The following is a 24303-nucleotide window of genomic DNA, read 5'->3' as shown; positions in this document are numbered from 1 at the left end:
ACCGACTAAGCGTAATAGGTCTCGATGAAGGGTTTGAGGAACGCCCGGTAAGGCTCCGCCGAGCCAATTCCTTCGCGGTTGATCGGACGGCGGACCTGCATGACGCTTGCCGTCGCAACGGCTCGCTCGCTCAGATGCGGCGCGAAAACCTGTGGTTCCTCAACCAATCCGCAGTGCGAAAGGATGCGGCGTACCCAGTCGCCTGGGTCGGTCACAAGTTCCTCGTAGGGCACGACAAGCAGGCGGTTGCCCAGAATGGACCGCCACTCGCGAAGCAATTGGTCGTCGAGGCGGAAATGAAAAGCGATGTCCTCGAGGTCGTAGCTCCAGGGCATGGTGCCAAGGAAATAGGTGCGGAAGCACGACCAGGCGCGGTCGAGTGGATCTCGGGTGACCCAGATCAAAGGTGCTTCGGGAAAGAATGCCGCGGCAAGGCCCAGATGCCGGCTGGTGTTGACCGTCTTGTCGACAATCCGTCCGCCCTTGGGAAAGCGCTCCGCGAGCAAATGATTCCATAGCTCCGTAAGGGAGAGCGTGCCCTGCTCCTTTACATAGCGTTCCAGCGTCTCGCAGGATTGGCCGCCGACTTCCTGGCTCAGCAGATCGAGCCGATTGATTTCGCCACCATCGCTCACCGCACTGTGGCTGGTGAGGATTTGCTCTACCAGGGTCGTACCCGAGCGAGGCAGGCCGGTGACGAAAATCGAACGGTGCGTCGGTTGCTGTTGCTGGCGACCGATGGCAGCGATCGCTTCGGCGGTATAGCCTTGCGTCGCGTCTTCCGCGTTCCTGCGATCCGCTTCGCGGTCGTAAACGATGAGCGTCTTCTGCAGTTCGGCACCGCGCGCAAAGGCCGCGAAAGCCGGGTCGTGCTCTCCACGATCGGCGCGTGCCTTTCCCAAGGCGTAATAATACGCCGCCTGTTCCGAGGGGCCCGCGGCTTCCATGCCCGGCTCGGCCCGGACAAGACGCTCGGCCAGTTCGGCCTCCCGCCCGAGATTGACGGACAGGGCCAGGGCCAGCCACGCCGAACCGGACTCCGGCCGCAGCTGCGTTACGCGTTCAAGCAACTCTTGCGCCTGGTCGGCCCTGCCCAGACTGAGCAAACTGGTTCCGCGACTATAGGCATTGGCCGCAGGGTCGGGGGCGGTATCGGGCAGCGTACAAAGCAGGGCGTAGGCTTCATCCAGGGCGCCGCCATAGGCCAGCAGGACAGCCTTCTGATACTGGGCGGCCGGATCGTTTTCCGCCGCTTCCACGAACAGGTCGATAGCCGCTCGCGACAGCGTCAACTCTCCAAAGTTGGCCGCGATTTGGGCGAGTTGCTGCCACTGCCCACCCATCGGCGCGCGTATCGCCACCAGCTCTCCAATTATGCGCTTTATCTCCGCGCGATCGCTTCGCTGAAGCGCCGGCTGCAGGTGCGCCAGTAGCCGCAGCTCTGCGGCCACGTCGCGGGAGTGCAAATTTCCGGTTTCTGGAGATGTGGGCACTTATCTGGCCGTGATGCGAAAATTCGACCCTTGGGGAACTCCAATTGCGAAGGGTTTTCAATGGCAAAAGTGTCGTAAGTTGTATCTTTGCCACGACATTAAACTTAGTGAGCTAAGTAACCCCGATTGCTTGTGCGCCCCGTCGTACGTGGCATATTCGGGTAAGGGAGGCTGCCGGTCATGCTGGAGCATCAGCAGATTGGCATTGAAGAGGTTCGTGCCGCCATCGCTATCCGGGATCATGACCTGGAGGGTGTAAGGTATCCAGCTGGAATCAAGCGCAAGTCCTGCGTCAACGGCCGGCTTCCCTGGACATGTCATTCATGCCGGGATTCATCTTAATGCCAGACGATCCAAAATTGCCTACGAGTCAGGACAAAGGGGACGGAAAGGCCCCGTGGCGGGAACTTGACGTCCAGCGCGCGATCAGTGCCGCAGAGAAGGCTGGCCTGAATCTCTACCGGGTCGAACTTGCTCCGGACGGCACGATTTCGATCGTTGTCCGCACCGAGTCCTGACTCGCGGAAAAGCACAATCCTCAGACAGGATCGCCGAGTTATAACGTCGGAACCGTTTCCAATCCCGCAGGCTGACGCCAGCGACCGGATTGTATCGAGAGGGTTTCGTCATGACCGATCACCCGCACACTCCTCTCGCGTTGGTCCCCTGCAACGATATCGAAGCCAGTGCGGCGTTTTATGCGCGGCTCGGTCTCGACGTGCTGAGCGACTACGGCAGCTATCGCATCCTCGGTGACGGTAAGGGCTGACTGCTGTACTTCTCTTCGGATCGCCCGAGGGGTCGTCCCCGGCCGCAATGTCAACGGCGTCTATCTCTATCTCGAAGACGTCGACGGCCTTGCCGCCAGGCTTGCGGATTGGCGCCCCGGTGGTGGTCCTTCTCACAAGACGTGGGGCGTGCACGAAGAGTCGGTACCGGACCCCGATGGTACGCTGACGCTGGTAAGGATCGGCTTGCCCAGCGAATGGGTCCGTTGAGGACGTGCCATCGCGGCACAACCGGGCCCCTGTGCGCAAAACGCCAAATATCTGGCGCTTTCAGTATAGCATGGTGGCGAGTGAAACCATATCTGTGTGCCTACCGAGGCCAGCGAGCGCGGAGGTCACGGAACCGGAGATTCCCCTTCGGCATGCTAAGCTGACGGCAAGGTCCAACCTGAACCCCTGGGCCAAACCGTTTCCGCGCTCACTCCTGGCTATCCGAGTATAGCGCGCGGCCCGGCGCCCATGGCGCCAAGACGGTCGTCCTTGTTGTAGAGCTGGCACTTCTGCAAGCTCAGGCAACCGCATCCGATACATTGATCGAGCTGATTGCGGGTACGTGTCAGCAAGTTGATCCGCTGGTCGATCTCGAACCGCATCCCGCGGCTGATCTGCTGCCAGTCGGACAACGTCGGCGCCCTGCCCTGCGGCAACTGGGCCAGCTGCTGCTCGATATCGGCCAGAGCCAATCCCAGCTTCTGAGCGATGAGAATGAAGCTGACCCGGCGAATGTCGGAGCGCAGGAACCGGCGTTGATTGCCACCCGTGCGCAGCGCCTGGAGAAGCCCCTTGTCTTCGTAATATCGGATCGCCGAAACCGCCACGCCCGTACGTGCCGCGAGCTGGCCAATCGTAATGAAGCGGTCTTCCACCATGGCGAACCCACCCATTTTCGTTTGACCTCAAGTTAGCTTGAGGTTGCACAAGGAGCAAGCGAATTGATTCGCCCGCGCCCGCTAGTGAGCGCGAATGCATTGTTAAAACAAGCTTTTATCGCAATTTCTTGCTAGAAGAGTGGAGCCCTGAGATGAACGAACCGCTCAGAACGCCCGAACTAGAGTTCTATCGCCTCACCCAGCTCGTACGCCGTGATCCGTCGGTCAAAGAAGCCGAGAGACGCCCGCTGCTCGGACCACTGGCGCATATGCGCCGTCTCAAAATGAGCTGAAAGGGCCTCACGGCGGGTCCAGACTTCCGTCACTCTGAACAACCCTGCTTCGGCGATGTCCTCGGCGTAAGCGTAAACGCGGCAGCCCGGCTCTGCGAGCGTCGCCTCGATCACCGCGCGCATCAGCGGGCGGGCCGCGGCCAGCGAGTCCGCCGGAAATCGAAACGTCCCGATGACGGCGATCAAGGCTCGTAGTCCGGGAGGGGTTTCAGGACACCGAAGGTCTCCTCGCTCGGCTTGCCCGTGAGCGGTGGCAGTTCCAGCGGGACATCCTGAACCCTGGTGTCGGGAACTCGCCGAAGTAGGTCCTGGATCAAGGTCAGCCGACCGACCCTCTGGTTGTTGAAGTCGACCAGCGTCCACGGCGCGTGCTCGGTATGGGTCGCCCGAAGCATGGCCTCGCGAGCGCGGGTATAGTCATCGTACTGCTCGCGCGCGGTCAGGTCGATCGGCGAGAGCTTCCAGCCCTTCAGCGGATCCTCCGCCCGTTCGGCGAACCGCTCCTCCTGCTTCTCCTGGTCACAGCACAGCCAGTACTTGAGCAGCAGCACGCCGTCATCGACGAGCAGCTTTTCGAATACCGGCGTCACTCTCAGAAATGAATCGACCTGGGCCGGAGTCGCGAACCCCATGACATGCTCGACCCCGGCACGATTGTACCAACTGCGGTCGAACAGCACGATTTCGCCGGCGGCCGGCAGGTGCGAAACGTAGCGCTGAAAGTACCACTGGCCCGCTTCTCGTTCCGTCGGCGTGCCGAGGGCGACGACGTGGCACTGACGAGGATTGAGGTGCCGGCTGATCGCATTGATCGCCCCGCCCTTCCCTGCGCTGTCCCGCCCTTCGAACACCACCACCACGCGGGCACCGGTATGCTTGACCCAGCGGGCCAGCTCGATCAGCTCGCGCTGCATCGGCTTGAGAGCTTCTTCGTATTCCTTGCGCTTTAGCTTGCTCATGGAATGACCTCCGGCAAGCCTCCGTATCGGCGCTAGAAGCTCTCTTCGTAAACCCGGGAAATGTCCTGACCCCACTCGCCGTGGAACTTGTCGAGCAGACGTTGGGCCGGGACCTTTCCGCTGGCGACGATTTCCTGAAGGGGTTCAAGAAAGCCAGCCTCGCTGTCGCCACCGGCATTGAAGCGCGCGCGGGCGTTAAGGCCGGCGCTGGCGATCTCGAGCGCCGGGCCCGCCAGATCGCGCAGAGTACCGCCGCCCGGCAGCGGAGCATCAAGCGCGAGCTTCGGCACTGCATTGCGCAGCGCCTCGCGCTCTTCCATCGACCAGTGCTTGACCAAGTCCCACGCTGCATCCAGCGCGGCGCCGTCGTAAAGCAACCCGACCCACAGCGCCGGGAGCGCGCAGATCCTGTTCCACGGGCCGCCGTCGGCCCCGCGCATTTCGAGGAAGCTCTTGAGGCGGACCTCGGGGAACGCTGTCGAGAGGTGGTCGGTCCAGTCGCTCGCCGTCGGCAGCTCGCCCGGGAGCGCCGGCAGACGGCCCTGCATGAAGTCGCGGAAGCTCCGCCCGGCGGCATCGATGTACCTGCCGTCGCGGAACACGAAATACATGGGAACGTCGAGCATGTAGTCGACGTAGCGTTCGTACCCGAACCCATCCTCGAACACGAACGGCAGCATTCCCGTCCTATGCGGATCCGTGTCCGACCAGATATGGCTGCGATAGCTGAGGAAGCCGTTAGGCTTTCCTTCGGTGAACGGCGAATTGGCGAACAAGGCGGTGGCCAGGGGCTGGAGCGCCAGACCGACACGGAACTTCTTGGCCATGTCGGCTTCGGAGGCATAGTCCAGGTTAACCTGGATCGTGCAAGTCCGCAGCATCATGTCGAGGCCCATCGAGCCCACCCGCGGCATGTGGCGCAGCATGATCTCGTACCGGCCCTTGGGCATGATCGGCAGTTCGTCGCGCCGCTTGTCGGGCCACATGCCCAGGCCGAGGTAGCCGATGCCCAACGCCTCGCCCACTTCCTTGACCTGTTCCAGGTGGCGGCCGGTCTCGGCACAAGTCTGGTGCAGGTTGTCCAGGGGAGCGCCCGAGAGTTCGAGCTGCCCGGCGGGTTCCAGGCTGACATTGCCGTCAGGCCCTTCGAGCGCAATGACGTTCTCGCCCTCGTAGACCGGCTTCCAGCCGAAACGCGTCAGCGCGAACAGCAACGAATGGATGCCGCCTGGCTCTTCATAGGAAGGAGCGTGATGATCGGTCAGCGAGAAGACTAGCTTTTCGTGCTCGGTACCGATGCGCCAGTTGATGACCGGCTTTTCGCCAGCCTGCATGGGTTCGACGAGCTGCTCACGCCGCTCGATCCGCAGATCCTCCCCCTCGGACGTCTTGCGCGTGCTCATGGCCGGGCCGTTAGGCGAGCCTTGCGAACCACGCCAGCGCAATTTTCATGGGCACGGATATCTACCAATCGCCGACGCTTCCCATCCACAGCGCTGCGGCCGCCATCGCGGCGGTTTCGCCCCGTAAGATACGCGGGCCGAGTGTGATGGGGCGCGCTTGTGGGACAGCTCGCACAGCCTCGCGCTCGGCGTCGTCGAAACCGCCCTCTGGTCCAATCAATAACGCAGCTGGTCCCGAATGCGCAGCGAAAGCGGCCGCCGCCGGTCCGCCCCCGAGCTCGTCGGCGAAAAACAAGGTTCGATCCGCCGGCCAGTCGCGCAGCAGCTTATCGAGTTTCACCGGGTCAGCGAGTTCCGGCAGCGCCGTCCGGGCGCACTGCTCCGCCGCTTCGGTCACCACCGAGCGGGCCCGCTCCAGGTTGAGCTTGTCCGCCACGCACCGCCGCATCAGCACAGGCTGGATTCGCCGCACGCCGAGCTCGGTCGCCTTCTCGAGCACCAGATCAAAGCGATCCTTCTTGAGCAGCGCGGCGCAGAGCCACAGGTCCGGCACCTGCTCACGCGAGCGCAGCCGTTCGACGAGATCGAGCCGGAGGTCGCGTTTGCCGGTATCGGAAACCCTGGCCGCCCACTCACCGGTTTCGTCGTCGCACAGAATCACTGTGTCGCCTTGCGCTATGCGCATCACCCGCAGCAGGTAATGCGCCTGCGAACCCTCGAGCAGGAGCGACTCTCCCTGGGCCAAAGGTCCGGATACGAACAGGCGCGGGGCGCTGCGCGGAGGCCAGGCGGGGGTGGCGGGCATTTGCACCTCCTACCTGCGTCCTAGCCGACCGCAATGTTCTTAAGGGCCTCACGTTGGCTCAACCCGCTGAGGCGGTCAGCGTTCGCTGCCACGTAGCGGCGGACTTCCGCGGGATCGGTCCAGGCGTATTGCCGTAGCGCCCAGCCGATCGCCTTGCGCAGAAAGAACTCCTTCGAATCCAGCGAGGGCTCGATGCAGGCGTAAAGGAGGTCCAGGTCTGTCTCCTGCTTGGCCTTGAGCTGGCAGAGGATCGCACTCCGCCGCTTCCATATGTCCTTGTCCTTGCTCCAGGTGAGCATGGCCTGCTTCATCGGCTCGCCCTCGGCCTTGAGGATGGGCCAGAAGCGCTGGCCGGCGATGGCATCGACGTAGTCCCACCAGGCGCCGCTCACGATCATTTCCTCGTACATGGGCAGGGCATCGAGCCTCTGGAACAGGCGTGCACCGCGCTCTCCGGTGAGTTCGATCGCCGCGTAGCGCTCCTCGCGGAATTCGGCGTTTCGCCAGATCGCCAGCACGTCAGCCTGCCATGCCGAGGTATCGGGCCACGCCAGGCCCGCGAAGAGGTTCCGGCACACCTTGCGCAAGGGCACCGCCGACACCCCTAGGTATGGCATGGCCGACTTCATGTAGGCCTGCATACCGGGCGCGCGAGCGGGCTCGGCCGCTTCGGCAAGAGCCGCGCGCAGGGTGGCGGCCAGATCGGGCTTTGCGGGCGGCATGCCGCTCTCCTAGCCCTATCCTCGCGAATCTTATAGGGCGTCGCGCATGACAGAAGCCATCGTCCCCGACAGCGAACACAAGGGCTTGGTCGCCCGCCTGCCGCAGCGACTGCGCGATTTCGCGCTGCTGGCGAGGTTCGACCGGCCGATCGGCTGGTGGCTCTTGTTCTGGCCCTGCGCCTGGGGTGTGTGGCTGACGGGCAGCGGGCTGCAGTGGCAGCTGATCTTGTGGCTCCTGCTCGGCGCCATCGCCATGAGAGGCGCCGGTTGCGTCTATAACGATGTCGTCGATGCCGATCTCGACCGGCAGGTCGCGCGCACTGCCAGCCGTCCGGTCGCGAGCGGCCGTGTCAGTGCCAAGGCCGCCTGGGCCTGGCTCTTCGCGCTATGCGGCGTCGGGCTCTTGGTGCTTTTTCAGTTGAGGTTGGAGGCGCAGATCGTCGCGCTGGCCAGCCTGGGCCTCGTCGCTGCCTATCCCTTCATGAAGCGGATCACCTGGTGGCCCCAGGCTTGGCTCGGCCTGGTATTCACCTGGGGTGCCCCGGTAGGCTGGGTAGCCATGCGTTCCGACCGGCTGGAGGTGCTCGCAGCGCTCTATGCGGGGAGCATCTTCTGGTGCATCGGCTACGACACGATTTACGCCCTGCAAGACCGGGAGGACGACGCACTGGTCGGCATCCGCTCGAGCGCGCTGCGGCTGGGAAACAATGTGCAGGCTGGGGTGATCGCGTTCTATGCCCTGGCCCTGAGCCTGTGGGGCCTAGCGTTCTGGCTGCTACGGGAGGACTGGGTCGCCCTGGTCGCGCTGCTGCCGGCCGCGCTTCACCTGATGTGGCAGGCGTTCACGCTCGATCCAACCGATCCTGACAATCCGCTGGCACGCTTCCGTTCCAATCGATTTGCCGGACTGTTGGTCGCCGCCGCCTGCCTGGTGGTCGGGAACGCCTGAGCTACTCCGCCGGCTGAACTTGCAAGCGGCGCGGACGCGCTCGGGTCAACGCGCGCGATAGCGGTGCGGTGATGAGCCCGTGATCGGCCATCCACGCGTGGTATTCCCGGTACTTCGGGTCCTCGGACAGCAAATGCGCTTCCTCGGTCCGGGCGCGCCAGTAGTAGATTCCGCTTATGATGGCGAGGAACACGGTGTTGCGTACCGCTTCCAGCCAAGAGCCGGTCGTTACCAGGAACGGCATGGCCGAAAGCCACCAGAACAGGTTCTTCGAGACGTAGGCCGGATGCCGCGTGAAGCGGTACGGCCCGTTGGTCACGACCCCGCGATAGGTCAGGTTGGAGAACCGTATCCCGAACGCGAAAGTCGCCCAGGCATAAATCGCCGTGAGGCTCAGCAGCAGCGCGGCCCAGATCCACAGCAGCGCGTCGTGGCCGGCCAGCCAATGTCCCCAGCCGGCGGTCTGATATTCGTATTGCAGGATGCCGCCGCTTCCCATCGTCACGAAGACGAACGGCGGATAGCAGATCAGCGCGGCGACCCAGCCCGCCAGGAAGGGATTGCCGCTGCGAATATGGGCGTCGAGCGGGCGCAGCGTCAGCAGGTAGCCGACGGTGCCGATCTGCACGTCGATAACGAACAACAGTTCGAACAGCCGGGCGCCAAGCTGCACCGGATCGTGGACCATGGCGCCAAAGTCAGCCTCCACCACGCCGGCAAAGCCGGGCGGCAGGATTGAGATCATGAATGCGCAGAAGAAACCCTTGATGATCCACGCCCGCCAGTGGCGCTTGACCTCGACAGGATCCCACGGCTCCCGGCTCATGAACATCGCGCCGAAGTGCCAGGCGTGGTCGCGCGGCTCCTTGAGATAGCGGTCGAGCCACAGGACATAGGGCACCGACAGCACGAACAACGGGATCGCCGCTGCGAAGATCACGTCCATCGCGAACAGGTACTGCCCACTCCAGTACCAGCGCCCGAGGCAATAGAAGGCGCCAATCGCGATCCAGGTCGCCCAGAGCCCCGCCAGCTTGACCAGCGAGACCTCGATCACTGCCGAAAGCGGCCGCGGGCGGCTCCAGTCGATGCCGGTCGACGGGCGGCGATGCACCTTGTCGACGAGCAAGGACCATGCCCCCATGGCTAGGCCGGTAAGGATCATCGCCATGAGCGCCGAATGCGGTCCGGACAGGACCTCCCGCCTGACGGGAAGGTCGAGAGCGGCGGAGATTTCCGGCCACAGTCGGGCAACGGCGATCCAGCCGAGCAATGTCACGACGCCGACGAGCCCGACCGACGCCGAAACGTCGCTCGTCGGCCGCTTTGCAAGCGTGGTGGAGGACGCGCTCATAGGCGCGCCCTAGCTCACAACGGTTAAAGCCCCGGTAACGCCTGCCTGCGGACTGGAGTCAGGGCCCTAACGCCAGGCCGTGATGCGGCCGCCGTCATCTAGGATGTACATCGTTCCGCCGGCGACGATCGGCGGCAGGGAGACCGGGTTGCTCAACTTGGTGAACGGAGTCACCGACCCATTGGTAACATCGACCGACTGGACCTCGCCCTCCGAACTGGCGATCCACAGGCGATTGTTGGCCAGAACCGGGCCGGTCCAGAAGATCGGTCCGGTCTCCTTCTCCGGATTGCGCCAATGCGGCAGCTGGATGACCCAGCGCACCTTGCCGGTGTTGCGGGCGATCGCCAGCATGCGCGAGTCGTCGGTCAGAGTGAAGATCCACTCGCCGGAGATGACAGGCGTGGAGATACCCGCGAGGCTCAGTTCCCAGAGGCGCTGGCCGGTTACCAGTTCGTAGGCCGCCATGCGCCCGCCCTGACCCAGCGCGTAGACGCGGCCATCGGCAATGATCGGGTCGGCGTCCACGTCGGTAAGCGTGCCAACCTGCGTCGAGATCGAGGTGCGCGAGAGCGCGTCCGACCACAAGTTGCGGCCGTTCTCGTAGCGGTAGGCGACGAGTTCACCTTGCGAATAACCGGCAATGACCGTGCCCTGTCCGGCGGCGGGCGCCGCCACGCCGAACACGCCTGATTCACCGGTCGCGGCCGCGTCGGTCCAGATGGGCGTGCCATCGGCGATGCGGAGAGCGTGAATCTGGTTGTCCTGCGTCATGACATAGACGGTGTTGAAGGCGATCGTCGGCGAACCGCGCAGCGGGCCAGCCGGCTTGACGCGCCAAAGCTCGGAACCGGTCGTCGCATCGAGCGCGACGACGTAGCCCGCGCCGTTGGTGGCATAGACCCGGCCTTCGAAGTAGCTCACGCCGCCACCGAAGGCTGCATTGCGAAGCTCGTTGGCGACCTGGATCTGGTGCACCCAGCGGGAAGCCCCGGTTGCCGCGTCAAACGCGTGGACCGAGCCCGTGGTGTCGACCGCGAACAGCGTCCCGCCGCCAACGACTGGCGCTGCGGCCAGGCGGCGTGCGGAGGTCGAGCCGGGGATCGAGGCCACCCAGGCCTGGGTGGGAGCAGCGGACAGCGCGACGTGTCCGGCGGTCTTCGACGCGTTGCCACCGGCCTGTGGCCAATCGGCATTGGTCTGCGCGGGAGGCAGCACGACCGTGATCGAGGCGAGGGTCGGGTCTGCCTTCACCTCGTTCGAAATACGCGAGAGGATCGGCGTGCGATTGCCGACAGTCGGCGTGCCCGGCTTGTCCTTGCCACCGAACGCACCGCATCCGGCAAGCGCGACTGCCAGCAAAGGCAGGGCGAGATAACGAGCGTGGGTAGTGAGACGCGAAGTCTTATGCATCAATCGGTTCACCATTATTGGGCCGGCTGGGCGGCGGGAGCGCCACCTTCCTGCTCGCGGACTTCGGCCAGCGTCTTGTCGACGTCGACAACGGCGTCGACCCCGAGCAGGCCGGCCATCTGGCGAGTACGCGAACGCAGGGACTTCGGCACGGTTTCATCCTTGGCGATTGCCGCGAACAGCGGCCCCGCAAGGTCGGGTTTGTTCTGCTTGAGATAGGCCATGGCGACCAGCTCGCCGGCGCTGCCGAACCAGGGGTTGCCTGGAGTGGCGAGCGGCTTCAGGCGGTCGATCACCTTCTGCGGCTCCAACTGGTCGAACTGCGCTGCCATCGAACGGATCGACGCGAGGTCGCGATAGGCCTGCGGGGCGTTGCCGTCGGCCGAAACCTCTTCGTACAGCTTGACCGCGTCCGCGTGGCGATTCTGATTAAGGGCGATACCGGCGCGGGCGAGCTTCGCCGAAACCGCTTGGGCGTCGCTCCGTTCGCTAGCCAGGGCCGCGAGGTCCTTGTCCGCCTGAGGGATCTGTCCTGCTTCGAGCCGGTCGAACGCGGTGATGAGCCGTTCCGAACGCTCTTCCTTTACGCCTTCCTGGTGCTCTGTCCACCACAGCCAGCCGCCAAAGGCCGCCAGCACGAGAATCAGGCCGATCGCAACAGGGATGCCGTATTTCTTGGCCGCGCCCCCCAGCTGGTCCTGTCGGACAGCCTCGTCGACCTCACGAAAGAGGACTTCCTGCTCGCGCGACTGGCGGTCGGCAAGCTCATCGGCACGGGACTTTCCGGAGTCAGGTCTAAGGGCCACGGGACTTTTCTGTTCAAGTTAATTGGTCGGCGCGCTGTTTAACGGATGGCTGCGCCTTTTCAATTGCCGAGTCGCCTCTGTCCCCGCCGCGGTGAACCTTGGCTGAAAGCTCAACGCGCGACTCCGGCTCGATTCATCAGGCCCCAGTAGAGTGCGCGATAGCGTTCGATCATCCGGCCTTCGTCGTATTCGGCCCGGGCCTTGGCTCGATTGGCCTCCCCGATGCGCTTGCGCAGCGCCTGATCGCCTGCAAGCGCCGTGATGGCCGCGGCAAGTCCTGCCTCGTCACCCGGCGCGCAAAGGTAGGGGCCGTTCTCGGTTGCAACCATAGCCGCGATGTCGCCGACCCGCGGGGCCGCGATTGGAAGCCCGGCCGCCATCGCCTCGACCAGCGAGATCGGGAACTGTTCCGATAACGAGGACAGGGCGAAGATATCGAACAGGGCGGTCGCCTTTGCCGGCTCGACTTGCCCAGGCAAATGAAGCCTATGCACCAGGCCGCAAGCGGATGCCTGGGCAAGGATCGCATCACGATCGGGCCCCTCTCCTCCAATGACCACCTGCCATTCTTCGGGCAGATCGCGGCAAGCCCGGACCAGGAGTGGCAGGTTTTTGACCGGTCGCAGGCCCGCCAGCGTGCCGACCCACAACTCGCCCTTGCGCTTGACCACGCGCGGCAACGCGTCGCGCTTGGGCGGCAGGGAGAAGGCGCGGGTGTCGATGCCGTTGGGGATCAGGCGCACACGGGTCCGTGGCTGATGCCATGTCTCGAGCGCGATCCGCTCCAGCGTGCGCGAAGGCACCACGAGGGCCGAGCTCCGCCCGAGCGCGATCCCACGGTAGAAGTTGCGCAGGGGTTTGAGGCCCGATGCCTCGTCCTCGTTGAAACCGTCCTCGTGATGGACGAGCGGCGGCAGCTTGTAGACGTCGGCAAACAGGGTGTGCGCCATCACCGCATCCATCGCACCCCAATTGTAAGTGCAGATGAGGTCGTACCCGGCCATTGCGGCGGCGAGACGTTTAAGCCGTCCGGGTAGTGGCTTCCCTTTGAGCGAAGGAAACTCGGGCCACGAGACTTGTGCCGCGCCGGAGAAGCGCTCGGCCGCCGCCCGGCGCTCGGGATCCGCCGAGACGATTGCATGCTCGGCATCGCGGCCGAAAGCGTTGATCAGTTGGACACAGCGCAGTTCCTTGCCGCCCGCATCGAAGCTCGAATGAAGGTGAAGTACTCGCGGAATGCTCATACCTGCGCGGCTTCGACCTTGCCGAGGAGCCGGGAAATCGCGTCCAGCGCCTGGGGCTCGTCCAGAGTTGGCGCATGGCCGACGCGGCGGATCGTGACGGCGTCGAGGCCCGGCAGCTCTTTCTTCATGCGACTGAGTGTTGCGGCGGAGAGGATGTCCGATACGCCCCCGCGTATCGCAAGCACCGGACGGCCTGCTAGCGCCTTAAACGCTGGCCACATGTCGGCGGGAGCCGTCCCTGAGGGCGTGCTAAACGGCTCTGCAATCCTCATGTCGTAGTCGAACGCGATACGGCCGCCCGGCCCCACCGCCATCAGCCGCTTGGCGAGCTTGAGCCAATCGGCGATCTTGAAATCGGGATAGGCGATGCCGCCCTGCTCCCGCAGGCCCCGGGCGGCGTGCATCCAAGTTGGGTAGCTGCGCCCCTGACCCACGTAGTCACGGATTCGGGTAAGTCCGGCCTCCTCGATATGTGGACCGATGTCGTTGAGCACCACGCCCGCGATCCGTTCCGGCGACAAGGTCGCCAGCAACATCGCCACGATCCCGCCGAGCGAAGTCCCGATCACGACCACCCGCGCCAGGCCCGCCTGGTCGAGCAGGGCGGAGATGTCGGCCACGTACTGCATCGGATTGTAGCTGGCCGAATCCTTCGCGTAGTCGCTCAGCCCCCGTCCCCGCAGGTCGGCGCAGATCACGCGCCAGCCTCCTGCGAAGGTCGAGGCTACGGATTCGAAGTCACGCGCGTTGCGAGTCAGACCCGGGATGCAGAGGATCGGCGGACGGCCCTCGCCGCCCGGATGGTCGCGATAACGGAGCGTCAGTCCATCCGCGCTAATCCATTCGCCCACTGTGAAGGCGGGTTCGCTCTGTACCACGTTCTGCTTGCTCCCCCGCTCTGGCCGCCCCACTAATGCAAAGATGCGAGCCGAACCGCAAGCTGCCCCTTATCGCCCCGATCCGCAGATCCTGAGCCTGGCCGATTGGCTTGGCGACCCGGTGAAGCCTGCCGACTTCCCTCGACATGACTTGCGCTTCCGCAACCAGCGATGGGCCAAGGCGGTCGGCCTCGACGGCTTGAACGATGAGGAGTGGATCGGTCATTTCGGACGCTTCGAGCCGTTGGCCGACAACCTGCCCCAGCCGCTGGCCCTGCGCTATCACGGCCACCAGTTCCGCGTTTACAATCCGGAGATCGGCGACGGTCGCGGTTTCACTTTCGCGCAGATGCGCGACGGCGGCGGACGTTTGCTCGAGCTGGGCACCAAGGGGTCCGGCCTGACTCCCTACAGCCGCACGGCCGACGGGCGACTGACGCTCAAGGGCGCCGTTCGGGAAATTCTCGCGACGGAGATGCTCGAGGCGTTGGGGGTCTACACCTCCAAGACCTTTTCCGTGATAGAGACCGGCGAAGAGCTGGAACGGGGCGACGAACCCTCGCCTACCCGCTCTGCGGTCCTGGTTCGCATGAGCCACTCGCACGTCCGCATCGGCACCTTCCAGCGTCTCCTGGCCTTCGAAGAGGATGGCCACATGCGGCAACTGGTGGACTACTGTCTCGCCCAGTTTCCCGGCCCGCCACCGCCAGACGACGCGCCGGGCCGCGACGAGCCGGCGGTGGTCCTGATGCATCAGGCGGTCGAGCGGCTGGCCGACCTCGCCGCGTCGTACATGGTCGCCGGCTTCGTCCATGGCGTGCTCAATTCGGACAACATGAACGTGACCGGCGAGAGCTTCGACTACGGACCATGGCGCTGGCTCCCGCAGTGGGATCCGGCTTTTACCGCCGCATACTTCGACCACAGCGGCCTCTATGCGTTTGGCCGTCAGCCCGAAGCGATCCGGTGGAATCTGACGCAACTGGCAATCTCGCTCACGCTTCTGGTCGAGGCTCCACCGCTCGTCGCCGCGATCGAGCGCTTTCCCGATCTTTACCACCAGGCGATCACTCGTCGGTTCTGCTGGCGCCTCGGCCTCGAGAGCCAGGGCGTGGAGGCGGATATGCATCTGATCGCAGCCGCGGAACAGACCATGCGAGGAGACGGGACCGGACCCGCCCGGTTCTTCTTCGACTACCGCGGCGGTCGCAGCGCCCAAGGCCCCCTCGCGGAAAGGCTTGCTAGTTACTCGGCGGTCACGAACGACCATCCCTATTGGTCGGGAGACGCTCCGCAAGCGATGCTCATCGACGAGGTCGAGGCCATCTGGTCGGCTATTGCTGAGCGCGACGACTGGCAGCCCCTGCACGACAAGGTCGCCGCGGTCCGCATGATGGGAGACGCTCTCGGGGAACCTCCTGAGCCGGCCGGACACCGGGCATAAAGAGCTTTGTAATATCTGGCGGACTGGCAAGATGAGACTAGTGGGACTATCTACCGTGATCGACCCCCCTTCCCTGTGAAACAGCGCGCGTGAGCGAAACCGAGATCATCTCTTTCGAACCGGCAACGGGTGCCGAACTCTGGCGTAGCCAGGTAGGTAACGTTGACGAAGTAGTCGGGCGGGCCCGTTTGGCCTGGCCCAAATGGGCGGCCGAACCCAATGCCGTGCGCATGGAACTCATGCGCCGCTTCGCCAACGAAGTGCGCAAACGCCTCGATGAGTTCGCCCAGCTCATCGCGAGAGAGACCGGCAAGCCGCTGTGGGAAAGCCGGACCGAAGTGGAAGCGGTCATCGCAAAGGTCGAAATTTCGATCCGCGCTCATGGTGAACGGACGGGACAGAGACGCCTCGACAGCGCCCTGCAGGGTTCACAGGCGCTGCGGCACAAGCCCCACGGCGTCATGGCCGTGCTGGGTCCCTATAACTTCCCTGCCCACCTCCCCAATGGCCACATCGTCCCAGCACTGATCGCGGGCAACGCCGTGATCCTGAAGCCGAGTGAAAAGACCCCGGCGACCGGTGAGTTCCTTCTCAAATGCTTCCACGCGGCCGGTGTCCCCGCCGACGTGGTCCAGTTGCTTGTCGGCGGACCTGACGAGGGCAAGGCGCTGGTCGCCCATGACGGCATCGACGGCGTGCTGTTCACCGGTTCGGCCCAGGCCGGCATCGCGATCAACCGCAAGATGGCGAGCAATCCGGGCAAGATCGTCGCGCTGGAGATGGGCGGCAACAACCCGATCGTGGTGTGGAACACGCCCAAGATAACCGACGCTGCCGCCTTGATCGTGCAATCGGCGTTCACCACCGCCGGCCAACGTTGCACCGCAGCCCGTCGGCTGATCGTCAAGTCCAGCATGTACGACAAGATCGTTGCCGAGGTGAAGCGGCTGACTGGCCGGATCATCGTCGGCGCACCGTTCGACGATCCCCAGCCGTTCATGGGTCCGGTCATCGACATGCAGGCGGCCGTCCAGCTCGCCGAGAGCGTGGTCTACCTGATCTCGAAAGGCGGCAAGGCGCTGACGCACATGAAGCAGCCGTTCGAAGGCCTGCCGTTTGTGACACCGGCGGTGATCGACACCACGGCGCTGAGCGAACGGCCCGACGTCGAGCTGTTCGGTCCGATCCTGCAAGTGATCAAGGTCGACGACTTCGACGAGGCGATCGCGGAGGCGAACAATACGCGCTTCGGACTCTCAGCCTCGTTGATCGGCGGTACACCCGAAGAGTACGATCACTTCTGGGCGGGAATCCGCGCCGGGATCGTCAACTGGAACCGGCCGACCAACGGCGCCTCTTCGGCCGCGCCGTTTGGCGGGATAGGCCTGTCGGGCAATCATCGGCCCGCCGCCTATTATGCCGCCGATTACTGCGCCTATCCGGTGGCGAGCACCGAAATGGAGCAACCGCGCGCCAGTGTCGGGGTAGGCTTCCGCGAAGACGGCAAGGCCAAAAGCGAGGCTTAGCCCGCCGTCACCAGGTCCACTTCGACCAAGCCCGAGGGTAACTCGCGGGCATAGACCACGATCGAGCGTGTGCCGTTGCTTCCCGCCAACACGTTATCGCCGCCTTGAAGGCCGTGCCTGGCCGGAAGCCCGGCGTTGCGGGCTCGCGTGAAATAGAAGTCCATCACCTCGTCCAATGGAACAGGCGTGACGAAATTGACCACGCGGAGAGCGCATCCCTCGGCATCGGTCCCGGCTGCTTCCTGCACGGCGCCCCGAGGGTAGATCGGAAACGCCGCCGGCATCTTGGCGGCCCATTGCATGGTGTAACTCACTTGCCCCGCACAAGCCGGATCGATTCCAGGCGCCACCTCCGCCCGAGCGCCGGCCGTCAGGGAGGATTCGGGAGCCAGTGAGTCGGAAATATCCTCGGGTTCCGGCGCCTTGCGCATGAGACCGACACCGCCCACCAACCCGAGGGCCTCCGCCCGAGCGGCTTCGATCGCGTCGGGCCCACTGTCCACGGTCGGCAGCGATCCATCCTGCCAAGGTAGCGATGCCGCGCTATTGGCGCGGTTCATGGCGGAGAGGTCCGGGTCGTAGCTGAGCGGTTGATTGAGGGCCGTGGTGACGGCGGGGTCTTGCTCCGTGTCGGCACGCGCGAGCTCATCCGATCCACCACATGCCGACAACAGAACCGGGGCGCAGGTCGCCAGGAGGATTCGAAAGCTCAGACACATCACTGCGCCCTAGCGCAAACTGGCAACTAAAGTGTTTAGGCTGAGAAACGAACAAGGCGCTCGCGTGGATCCATCACGCGAGCGCCTCGGCGCGATCCCTCATGAACACGTCCCGAAGGGCCGCACTCCAGCCGGAGCCGCTACAGGAGCAGCGGGCTCCGGCTGTCGGGTTGTCGGATCAACGGCATTTCACGCCGTCATCGAGGTTCTTACCAATCAGGGCACCGGCGGCGGCGCCGAGGATGGTGCCGAGCGAGCGATCGCCGCTGCTGTCGACTTCGCGACCGAGCAGAGCGCCGGCCGCACCGCCGATGATCAGGCCCGTAGTGCCGTCCTTCTTGCGGCAATAAGTCCGCCCATCGTTGCCGCGCCATACCCGCGTGTTGCGGCTAACTTGCTCACCACCGTAGTACGACTGGCGATAGCGGCGGTCATCGCGATGATGGCGACGATCGCGGTTCCAGCTGTCCTCTTTGGGAGCAGCACTGACCCCAGTGCGGACGTGACCGAAATCGGCGGCCATGGCCGGAACCGCCGAAGCGGTCATTCCGAGGGCAGCGATGGCGAGGGTGATATTTTTGGACAGCTTATTCATGTCTCGGCTCCGTTGAACTTCTTGTGACGGTTCATGCCTAAGCCCGGAATCCTGAACGGACGACAACCTGTCTGAAAGGATCGCATTTTTTTCGAACGGCTTGTCGAAAAGTGACTTCGTGCCTAACCGACAGCCAGTGAACGGGCACTCGGAACAGCATCGCAGTGGTCTACCCTACGCCCTTGGCGCGCACGCGTTCTGGGGCTCGATGCCCCTCTATCTGTTGCTGGTGCACCAGGTGCCGCCGATTGAATTCGTGGCGTGGCGGATCATCTTCACTCTGCCCTTGTGCCTCGTTTTCCTCACCTGGTCGCATAACCGCGGGAATGACGGTTGGGGTGAATTGCGGGCCGTCCTGGCCGACCGCCGGGCGCTGCTGACGCTGCTGGCCAGTGCCGCCCTGATCGGAGTCAACTGGTCGCTCTACGTCTGGGCGATCCAGACCGAGCATGTCTATGCCGCGAGCCTAGGGTATTACATCCTGCCGCTGGCCATGATGCTCATGGGCCTCGTCGTACTGGGAGAGCGGCTCAACCGCATCCAGTGGTGTGCGCTTCTCCTGGCAGGCGTCGGAGTCACCGCCCTGGCCATCGGGGCCCTGACGACCTTGTGGCTGAGCCTGTCGATGGCGCTGAGCTTCGGCATCTACGGCCTGTTGCGCAAGACCGTGGCGGCCGGGGCGCTGGTGGGCCTCACGATCGAATCGCTGCTGTTGTTGCTGCCGGCCGTGGCCATCGTCAGCTGGTACGCTGCCAGCCCGGCGGGAACCGTCATTGGGCGCGATACACTGGAGACCGCCGCGATCGCCTGGGCCGGGCCCATGACTGCGATACCGCTGATCTGGTTCGCCATCGCGGCCAGGCGGATGCCTTATACGGTCCTGGGCTTCCTGCAGTTTATTTCGCCAACCATCGTTTTCCTGATCGGCCTGCTGGTATTCGGCGAGAAACTGCGGCCGGCTCAGCTCGCCTGTTTCGTGGCGATCTGGGCCGCGGCGGGTTTGTTTGTGTGGGACCTGCTACGCCGTCGGAGTGCGTCCGAGGCTCATTGAACGCCTGTCTCCCCTCCCGCGCGCGGGAGGGAATCCTCACGCCGCCAGCGACAACTTCAGCTTGTCGAGAGCCGTAGCCTTGAGCTGATGCACACGCGGGATGCTGACGTTGAGCACCTGGGCGATCTCCGACAGGTTCAGTTCCTCCACGAAGTAGAGCTGGATCACGAGCTGCAGCCGTTCAGGCAAGGCCGTGATCTCGTCGATCAGGCGTGCACGATCCTCGGCTTCGAGAAGTATCGCTTCGGCACCCTCGTCATCTGACGCGAACACCGAAGAGGTGTCCGAATAACATTCGTCGATCGAGTCGAGCTGGATCACTGCCGCGTCGGTGCGCAGCTTCTCGAACTCCGCGAGCGTCAGGCCAAGCGCGGCTGCGGTTTCCGCAGCGGTCGGGACGCGCTTCAGCTTGAGCCGGAGCTGCTGTTGCGTCTGCTCGACCTTCCGCCTGTTGGCGCGCGCGCCCCTCGCTTCGGGAGAAGACGCGCGGAGCAAGTCCACCATCGCGCCCCTGACCCGCAACTTGGCATAGGCGGCAAAACCATCCTCGCTCGGTCCTTCGTGGCGCTGGGCGCACTCGGTAAGCGCTACGAGCCCAGCCTGCATCAAGTCCTCGACATCGAGCGAGGGGCCGGCGCTGCCCGAAAGGTGCCAAGCGAGCTTGCGCACCATGGGCAGGAACCGGGAGACCCGGTCGCCCACTTGAACTGAGTAGGCTTTCGCAGCCGAAAAACGGGTGTGATCCTGGATCATGCGGCCAAAGTCTCCCTGTCGGGTTCGTTGTTCTGTGTTTGATGCGATTCCGGCGCCTGGTGCGCCGCCAGGGCATTGTCGTCCCCGATCACGGCGATCACTTCGATCGGCTGCGTCACGGGAAGCTCATGGATCGAGATCACCAGGCAGCCCGGGGCACGAAGCTTGAGCAAGGCGGTTAGCGGTCGGCGGGCCCGCTGCTGGACGACCAGGGCTGGAGCGCCCTCGCCCGGCTGACGGGAGGCGACAATTGCAGCCACGCGCTCTCCGAGCGAACGAGCAAGGTCGGGCTCGATGATGACTTGGCCGGTGCCCGGATCCTGCATGCCTCCGACGACCATCTCTTCGAGATCGGCGGCGAGCGTTATGACCGGGAGGCGCTGATCTGGCGCGCAGATCTGGCCCACGATCATACCACCCAGGTCGGCACGGATCATATCGATCAGGCGATCGTGGTCGGTCGTCTGTTGCGCGGCTTGCGAGAGACTGGACAGAACCGGCAGCGGGTGAGCCAACGGAATGCCGTCGGCCAGGAGCGAGCGCATCACGCGGGTGATCGCAGCGAGCGATAGCGGTTGCGGTGTGATCGTATCGACCAGCTGAGCGTTGTTCTCGCGCACCGAGTCGAGCAGCTCGCGGACCTGATCGGGTCCCAGCAGTTCCTGCGGCCGCGCGGCGAGCAGCTGGTTCACGTGGGTCGCGATGACACTCTCTATGTCGACCACGAGATAGCCTTCGGCCACCGCGAGGTCGCGATTGTTTGGATCGATCCACAGCGCCGGGCAGCCGAAGCTGGGGTCGAACGTCGCCTCGCCCACGATCTGGTCATTGGGCTTGGCGTCTCCGGTATCGATGGCGAGAACTCGGTTGGTACGGATCTGGGCCGAGCCGAGCGGCGCGCCGCCAAGCAGGACGCGATAATGATCGGGCGCCAGATCGAAGGAGTCGCGAACGCGGAAACGCGGGACGACGAAACCAAAGGTCTGGCAAAGTTGCCGCCGCAGGCCCGTAAGGCGCGCCACGAGCGGGGCGCCCTTCCGGTCGTCGGCCAGATGAACCAGGCCATAGCCCAGTTCGATCGTGACAAGCGTCTGTTCCGAAATCTCCTCGATCGAGATGCGCGACGGATCGGTCACCGGCTTGGGCTCTTCGACCACGGCAGCGGTCCGGGCACGGCGGCCGAGCGACTTCCACAGCCAGAAGGCCCCCAGGGAAAGCGGCCAGAAGATGGTCTGCGGCATCGCCGGGATCATTCCCATCGCGCCGAGAATGCAGGCCACAGGCAACCAGATGCGCGGGTCCGAAAGCTGGCCGCTGATCTGGCCGGTAAGGTCGCGGCTGTCCGAAACTCGCGTGACGATAACGGCGGCCGCAATCGACAGCAGCAGGGCCGGAATGGAGGCGACCAGCGCGTCGCCCACGGCCAGTGTGACATAAAGCGCACCGGCATCGGCAAGCGACAGGCCGTGGCTCACGACGCCAAGGATGAGACCCGCGACGAGGTTGACGAACAGGATCAGCAGGGCAGCGATCGCGTCGCCCTTCACGAACTTGCTGGCGCCATCCATCGAGCCGTAGAAATCGGCCTCGGTCGCCACTTCGCGGCGGCGGGCCTTGGCTTCGGCAGCGGTCATGAGGCCTGCCGCGAGATCGGCGTCGATCGCCATCTGCTTGCCGGGCAAGGCGTCGAGGGTGAAGCGCGCGGACACTTCGGACACGCGGCCGGCGCCCTTGGTCACGACGACCAGGTTGATGATCATCAGGATCATGAATACGAACAGGCCGACGGCGAAGTTGCCGCCGATCAGGAAGGCCCCGAAAGCCTCGATCACCTTACCCGCCGCGGCTTCGCCCTCGTGGCCGTTCATCAGGACCACACGGGTCGAAGCGACGTTGAGCGCCAGCCTCAATAGGGTGGCGAAGAGCAGAACGGAGGGAAAGGACGAGAAGTCGAGCGGCTTTTCCGAGTTGATCGCTGCCATCAGGATCGCGACCGACAAGGCGATGTTGAGCACGAAGAAGACGTCGAGCATCATCGCCGGGATCGGCACGACCATCAGCACGATGATCGTCAGGATGCCCACCGGCAGGGCGAGCGACGGCGTCAGGATCGAACGAAGCGCGTTCACAGCCCGAATGTCCTGAATGCGGAGTAGGCTTTCTCGACGCGTTCACCGGCCTTGCCAGGCAGGTTCGCAGTGGAACCGAAGGTCGCCTGCAGCGTGTCCGCCATGGAGGGGATGCGCTGCGGCTGCTCGGGTGCCGCCGAGCGGCTGTAGGACGCGGCCTGGAAGGACGACTGCGGCGAATAGTAGCGTCCGCCGGAGAACCCGTCGAAGCCGCCTTCCATGGCCGAGGAAACCTTGTTCCGCATGAGGTCCATGACCTCGCCGACCGAACGGGGCCGGCCGTTGTCGTAGAAGATCGGGCGATTGGCCGACGCGGATTCGGGAAAGAGATCCGCCGCCGACTGTCCAGGGTTGTTTTGAAGCGCCGTGAGGAACGAGCGAGCCCCTCCGGCTCCCATGAAGTGCGCCAGGTAGAGTTCGGCGGAATCAGGCTCGCGGCCCAGGACCCCGCGCAGTTCGGTCGCGTTGTCGCGAGCCAGTTCGGCGGCCATCAGGGCCGAGGCGTCCGGATCGAAGCGCAAGTTCATCACTTGCGCCCGCATCGTCGGATCATCGATTCCCGCGCGTCCGCCTGAGCGGGAGATCGCGGCGTCGGCCCAGCTGAGCCCGTGGCGCGCACCGTGCCGGTCGAGCGTCTCGAGCCAGGTGCCGGCAGTGAACTGGAATAGGCCCGCCGCGCTCGAGGTCGAGGCGCGGGCGCTGGGATCGAAGGCGGACTCGATCTTGGCCTGAGCGAGCAGGTAGTCGAAATTGACTCCTGTAGCGGCGGACGCGCGGGCAATCGCCGCACGAACATCGCTTCGCTGCACAGAACTGACTTCAGGCACTGTTACCCCCGGATCGGAAAACTCGATCCGGGTTCAGCATGATCCGTGCCAAACTAGGCGCGGGCGGGAATTTCCCTTTGCCGGGGAGTGCGGCGAGCCTCGTATACCGAGTTTCCGCCGCTCAAGGCCGTAAGGCGCGATTGCACGTTGGCGGCGATCAGGTTGCGCAGCTTCCGGTTTACGTCGTTAAGGCGAAGGACGGAGTCGAGAATCCCCCGGCTTTCCTCATCAAGCTCCGCGCCGCGGCCCTCGATGGCGTCGCACAGGGTCATCTTGCCGTCGGCACAGGTAACGATACGTTCGAGGTCGATGGCGGCAAGGGCCTGCCGTTCTGCCTCGAGTAGGGCAAACATTTGCCGCAGACTTTCGCGAAGGGCCGGGTTGCTCATGGTTTGGTCCTGAGAAGGATGCCGGCGGCGATCATCGCGTCAGCGACTTTCATCGGCACGATGGGATAGTGACCTTCCTCGATCGCCTGGCGGATTTGCTCGACGCGATCGATATCGACGGGCGCGGACTCGCCGGCGGAAGCTGCGGAAAGAGCCACTTCGCCGAGCCCTTCCTGTTCGCGGGATTCGACGGGCCGCACACGCGCAACCGCGTTCACGGGGGTGGCCCCCGCTCCCGTTATGCGGGGAGTTATCCCGCTCAGCCCTGATGTTTCGATCGGTCTCATTGTGCCGCTCCGTCGTCTGGACAATGACTAAGACGGCGGCAACCAACTTATTTTAAGGCCCCGCCTTCACGAGGCCGGGCAAAATTTGCCGGGTTACGGCAATTCCATGCCGACAATGCCGGGACGCAGGACCTGTGCGCGCAGCGGATCACCCTTGCGGTCGAGCGGTTGCACGCGGATCCATTCGCCCACGGCACCGGCTTCCAGCGCCTCTCCTTGACGGGAAAGCGTGAAACCCGAACCCTTGACGCTGATGGTCACGCGCGAGCCGCGGCTGACCACATCGGGTCCTGCGGCAACGGCGGAAGCCGATGCGTTGCCGCCGTCGACAAGCGGGACGAACACCCGCCAACCGCCCGGCTCGGGGCATTGCACGATCACGGTGTTGCGGGTCCTGCCATACCATTCGAGCGCCATTCCCGGCGCGCATTCGGCCAGGCGCAAGCGGCGGTCTACCGGTAGCCGGGCACCCCCTGGCGTACCGATGGCCGCACCGGTGAAATCGGCAACGGCGCGGTCGATGGCGGAAAGGTCGGTAACCCCTGCCGCCAGGGCAGGAGCGGACATTGCCGAAAGCGTTGCGGCGGCAATCAGAACCCTTCCTGTG

Annotated in this window: 26 protein-coding genes; 6 read left to right on the top strand and 20 right to left on the bottom strand. The window is 64.4% G+C overall.

Annotation, left to right across the window (positions count from 1 at the left end; translation table 11 throughout):
- Positions 1-5 precede the first annotated feature (5 nt).
- A complete protein-coding gene (locus KK137_RS02725) occupies positions 6-1361 on the bottom strand; it encodes a tetratricopeptide repeat-containing sulfotransferase family protein (protein WP_214534507.1) in 1356 nt (451 codons plus the stop codon).
- A 760-nt stretch (positions 1362-2121) separates the two neighbouring features.
- Between KK137_RS02725 and KK137_RS02720 the strand changes: the two genes are divergently transcribed.
- Both KK137_RS02720 and KK137_RS02715 read left to right on the top strand, forming a co-directional pair.
- Positions 2122-2262 carry a hypothetical protein gene (locus KK137_RS02720; protein ID WP_214534506.1) on the top strand — a complete coding sequence of 47 codons (141 nt, stop codon included), beginning with the start codon at positions 2122-2124 and terminating at the stop codon, positions 2260-2262.
- Positions 2246-2491 (top strand): VOC family protein, encoded by a 246-nt coding sequence (locus KK137_RS02715; protein WP_214534505.1) that lies wholly within the window; start codon positions 2246-2248, stop codon positions 2489-2491. The genes KK137_RS02720 and KK137_RS02715 overlap by 17 nt, the downstream gene beginning before the upstream one ends.
- Before the next feature lie 218 nt (positions 2492-2709).
- Here the strand turns inward: KK137_RS02715 and soxR are convergent, their stop codons facing one another.
- From soxR to KK137_RS02685, 6 genes are all read right to left on the bottom strand, one after another.
- A complete protein-coding gene (soxR, locus tag KK137_RS02710) occupies positions 2710-3165 on the bottom strand; it encodes a redox-sensitive transcriptional activator SoxR (protein ID WP_250893558.1) in 456 nt (151 codons plus the stop codon).
- A 164-nt stretch (positions 3166-3329) separates the two neighbouring features.
- The gene (locus KK137_RS02705) at positions 3330-3629 is read right to left on the bottom strand and encodes a putative quinol monooxygenase (RefSeq protein ID WP_214534504.1); all 300 of its coding nucleotides are present in this window, start codon (positions 3627-3629) and stop codon (positions 3330-3332) included.
- A complete protein-coding gene (gene ppk2, locus KK137_RS02700; protein WP_214534503.1) occupies positions 3626-4402 on the bottom strand; it encodes a polyphosphate kinase 2 in 777 nt (258 codons plus the stop codon). The genes KK137_RS02705 and ppk2 overlap by 4 nt, the downstream gene beginning before the upstream one ends.
- Before the next feature lie 32 nt (positions 4403-4434).
- Positions 4435-5805 (bottom strand): glutamate--cysteine ligase, encoded by a 1371-nt coding sequence (locus tag KK137_RS02695; RefSeq protein WP_214534502.1) that lies wholly within the window; start codon positions 5803-5805, stop codon positions 4435-4437.
- A gap of 61 nt (positions 5806-5866) precedes the next feature.
- Complete coding sequence (locus KK137_RS02690; RefSeq protein WP_214534501.1) at positions 5867-6610, bottom strand: 16S rRNA (uracil(1498)-N(3))-methyltransferase; 744 nt, start codon at positions 6608-6610, stop codon at positions 5867-5869.
- Between the two features lie 20 nt (positions 6611-6630).
- Positions 6631-7332 (bottom strand): DNA alkylation repair protein, encoded by a 702-nt coding sequence (locus KK137_RS02685; protein ID WP_214534500.1) that lies wholly within the window; start codon positions 7330-7332, stop codon positions 6631-6633.
- A gap of 46 nt (positions 7333-7378) precedes the next feature.
- On the opposite strand from KK137_RS02685, the gene ubiA reads away from it, so the two are divergent.
- Positions 7379-8281, top strand: coding sequence for a 4-hydroxybenzoate octaprenyltransferase (ubiA, locus tag KK137_RS02680; protein ID WP_214534499.1), 903 nt, complete (start codon positions 7379-7381; stop codon positions 8279-8281).
- 1 nt (position 8282) lies between these two features.
- On the opposite strand, the gene KK137_RS02675 is transcribed toward ubiA, so the two are convergent.
- The 5 genes from KK137_RS02675 to KK137_RS02655 form a co-directional block, all read right to left on the bottom strand.
- Complete coding sequence (locus KK137_RS02675) at positions 8283-9635, bottom strand: methyltransferase family protein (protein ID WP_214534498.1); 1353 nt, start codon at positions 9633-9635, stop codon at positions 8283-8285.
- 66 nt (positions 9636-9701) lie between these two features.
- Positions 9702-11048 carry an outer membrane protein assembly factor BamB family protein gene (locus tag KK137_RS02670; RefSeq protein WP_250893557.1) on the bottom strand — a complete coding sequence of 449 codons (1347 nt, stop codon included), beginning with the start codon at positions 11046-11048 and terminating at the stop codon, positions 9702-9704.
- A 14-nt stretch (positions 11049-11062) separates the two neighbouring features.
- A complete protein-coding gene (locus KK137_RS02665; RefSeq protein ID WP_214534496.1) occupies positions 11063-11854 on the bottom strand; it encodes a tetratricopeptide repeat protein in 792 nt (263 codons plus the stop codon).
- Positions 11855-11964: 110 nt separating this feature from the next.
- Positions 11965-13098, bottom strand: coding sequence for a glycosyltransferase family 4 protein (locus KK137_RS02660; protein ID WP_214534495.1), 1134 nt, complete (start codon positions 13096-13098; stop codon positions 11965-11967).
- Positions 13095-13976: an alpha/beta fold hydrolase gene (locus KK137_RS02655; RefSeq protein WP_214534494.1), complete on the bottom strand. Its 882-nt coding sequence runs from the start codon at positions 13974-13976 to the stop codon at positions 13095-13097. Before KK137_RS02655 ends, KK137_RS02660 begins: the two co-directional genes overlap by 4 nt.
- Positions 13977-14019: 43 nt before the next feature.
- Here KK137_RS02655 and KK137_RS02650 point away from each other — a divergent pair, with 43 nt between their 5' ends.
- Positions 14020-15420, top strand: a complete 1401-nt coding sequence (locus KK137_RS02650; protein ID WP_214534493.1) for a protein adenylyltransferase SelO family protein — start codon at positions 14020-14022, stop codon at positions 15418-15420.
- Between the two features lie 89 nt (positions 15421-15509).
- On the top strand, positions 15510-16946 hold the full coding sequence (gene astD / locus KK137_RS02645) for a succinylglutamate-semialdehyde dehydrogenase (protein WP_214534492.1): 1437 nt from the start codon (positions 15510-15512) through the stop codon (positions 16944-16946).
- Here astD and KK137_RS02640 read toward each other — a convergent pair.
- Positions 16943-17665 (bottom strand): hypothetical protein, encoded by a 723-nt coding sequence (locus KK137_RS02640; protein WP_214534491.1) that lies wholly within the window; start codon positions 17663-17665, stop codon positions 16943-16945. The two genes, astD and KK137_RS02640, sit on opposite strands and share 4 nt — an antisense overlap.
- 178 nt (positions 17666-17843) lie before the next feature.
- Positions 17844-18260, bottom strand: a complete 417-nt coding sequence (locus KK137_RS02635) for a glycine zipper 2TM domain-containing protein (protein ID WP_250893556.1) — start codon at positions 18258-18260, stop codon at positions 17844-17846.
- Positions 18261-18396: 136 nt separating this feature from the next.
- Between KK137_RS02635 and rarD the strand changes: the two genes are divergently transcribed.
- A complete protein-coding gene (gene rarD, locus KK137_RS02630) occupies positions 18397-19311 on the top strand; it encodes an EamA family transporter RarD (protein WP_338027947.1) in 915 nt (304 codons plus the stop codon).
- A 36-nt stretch (positions 19312-19347) separates the two neighbouring features.
- Here the strand turns inward: rarD and KK137_RS02625 are convergent, their stop codons facing one another.
- From KK137_RS02625 to KK137_RS02600, 6 genes are all read right to left on the bottom strand, one after another.
- Positions 19348-20064, bottom strand: coding sequence for a sigma-70 family RNA polymerase sigma factor (locus KK137_RS02625; protein ID WP_214534490.1), 717 nt, complete (start codon positions 20062-20064; stop codon positions 19348-19350).
- Positions 20061-22193, bottom strand: coding sequence for a flagellar biosynthesis protein FlhA (locus KK137_RS02620; RefSeq protein WP_420829309.1), 2133 nt, complete (start codon positions 22191-22193; stop codon positions 20061-20063). Before KK137_RS02620 ends, KK137_RS02625 begins: the two co-directional genes overlap by 4 nt.
- Positions 22190-23020, bottom strand: a complete 831-nt coding sequence (locus KK137_RS02615; protein ID WP_338027946.1) for a lytic transglycosylase domain-containing protein — start codon at positions 23018-23020, stop codon at positions 22190-22192. The genes KK137_RS02620 and KK137_RS02615 overlap by 4 nt, the downstream gene beginning before the upstream one ends.
- Before the next feature lie 53 nt (positions 23021-23073).
- Positions 23074-23409, bottom strand: a complete 336-nt coding sequence (locus KK137_RS02610) for a hypothetical protein (protein ID WP_250893555.1) — start codon at positions 23407-23409, stop codon at positions 23074-23076.
- On the bottom strand, positions 23406-23627 hold the full coding sequence (locus KK137_RS02605) for a flagellar biosynthesis anti-sigma factor FlgM (protein ID WP_338027945.1): 222 nt from the start codon (positions 23625-23627) through the stop codon (positions 23406-23408). Before KK137_RS02605 ends, KK137_RS02610 begins: the two co-directional genes overlap by 4 nt.
- A 162-nt stretch (positions 23628-23789) precedes the next feature.
- Positions 23790-24263 (bottom strand): flagella basal body P-ring formation protein FlgA, encoded by a 474-nt coding sequence (locus tag KK137_RS02600; protein ID WP_214534488.1) that lies wholly within the window; start codon positions 24261-24263, stop codon positions 23790-23792.
- Positions 24264-24303: the final 40 nt, after the last annotated feature.

This window comes from Croceibacterium selenioxidans, assembly GCF_018599195.1.
In the GTDB taxonomy this organism is placed as follows: Bacteria; Pseudomonadota; Alphaproteobacteria; order Sphingomonadales; family Sphingomonadaceae; genus Croceibacterium_A; species Croceibacterium_A selenioxidans.
This window is presented reverse-complemented; position numbering and strand designations above follow the sequence as displayed.

Excerpts from the sequence above, each read along its gene's own strand:
- KK137_RS02720 (WP_214534506.1), top strand. The coding sequence starts at position 2,122 with ATGACCGATCACCCGCACACTCCTCTCGCGTTGGTCCCCTGCAACGAT.
- ubiA (WP_214534499.1), top strand. The coding sequence starts at position 7,379 with ATGACAGAAGCCATCGTCCCCGACAGCGAACACAAGGGCTTGGTCGCC.
- KK137_RS02675 (WP_214534498.1), bottom strand. The coding sequence starts at position 9,635 with ATGAGCGCGTCCTCCACCACGCTTGCAAAGCGGCCGACGAGCGACGTT.
- KK137_RS02610 (WP_250893555.1), bottom strand. The coding sequence starts at position 23,409 with ATGAGCAACCCGGCCCTTCGCGAAAGTCTGCGGCAAATGTTTGCCCTA.
- KK137_RS02635 (WP_250893556.1), bottom strand. The coding sequence starts at position 18,260 with ATGAATAAGCTGTCCAAAAATATCACCCTCGCCATCGCTGCCCTCGGA.
- KK137_RS02600 (WP_214534488.1), bottom strand. The coding sequence starts at position 24,263 with ATGTCCGCTCCTGCCCTGGCGGCAGGGGTTACCGACCTTTCCGCCATC.
- KK137_RS02695 (WP_214534502.1), bottom strand. The coding sequence starts at position 5,805 with ATGAGCACGCGCAAGACGTCCGAGGGGGAGGATCTGCGGATCGAGCGG.
- ppk2 (WP_214534503.1), bottom strand. The coding sequence starts at position 4,402 with ATGAGCAAGCTAAAGCGCAAGGAATACGAAGAAGCTCTCAAGCCGATG.
- KK137_RS02650 (WP_214534493.1), top strand. The coding sequence starts at position 14,020 with ATGCGAGCCGAACCGCAAGCTGCCCCTTATCGCCCCGATCCGCAGATC.
- KK137_RS02690 (WP_214534501.1), bottom strand. The coding sequence starts at position 6,610 with ATGCCCGCCACCCCCGCCTGGCCTCCGCGCAGCGCCCCGCGCCTGTTC.
- KK137_RS02685 (WP_214534500.1), bottom strand. The coding sequence starts at position 7,332 with ATGCCGCCCGCAAAGCCCGATCTGGCCGCCACCCTGCGCGCGGCTCTT.
- KK137_RS02625 (WP_214534490.1), bottom strand. The coding sequence starts at position 20,064 with ATGATCCAGGATCACACCCGTTTTTCGGCTGCGAAAGCCTACTCAGTT.
- KK137_RS02660 (WP_214534495.1), bottom strand. The coding sequence starts at position 13,098 with ATGAGCATTCCGCGAGTACTTCACCTTCATTCGAGCTTCGATGCGGGC.
- soxR (WP_250893558.1), bottom strand. The coding sequence starts at position 3,165 with ATGGGTGGGTTCGCCATGGTGGAAGACCGCTTCATTACGATTGGCCAG.
- KK137_RS02670 (WP_250893557.1), bottom strand. The coding sequence starts at position 11,048 with ATGCATAAGACTTCGCGTCTCACTACCCACGCTCGTTATCTCGCCCTG.
- KK137_RS02640 (WP_214534491.1), bottom strand. The coding sequence starts at position 17,665 with ATGTGTCTGAGCTTTCGAATCCTCCTGGCGACCTGCGCCCCGGTTCTG.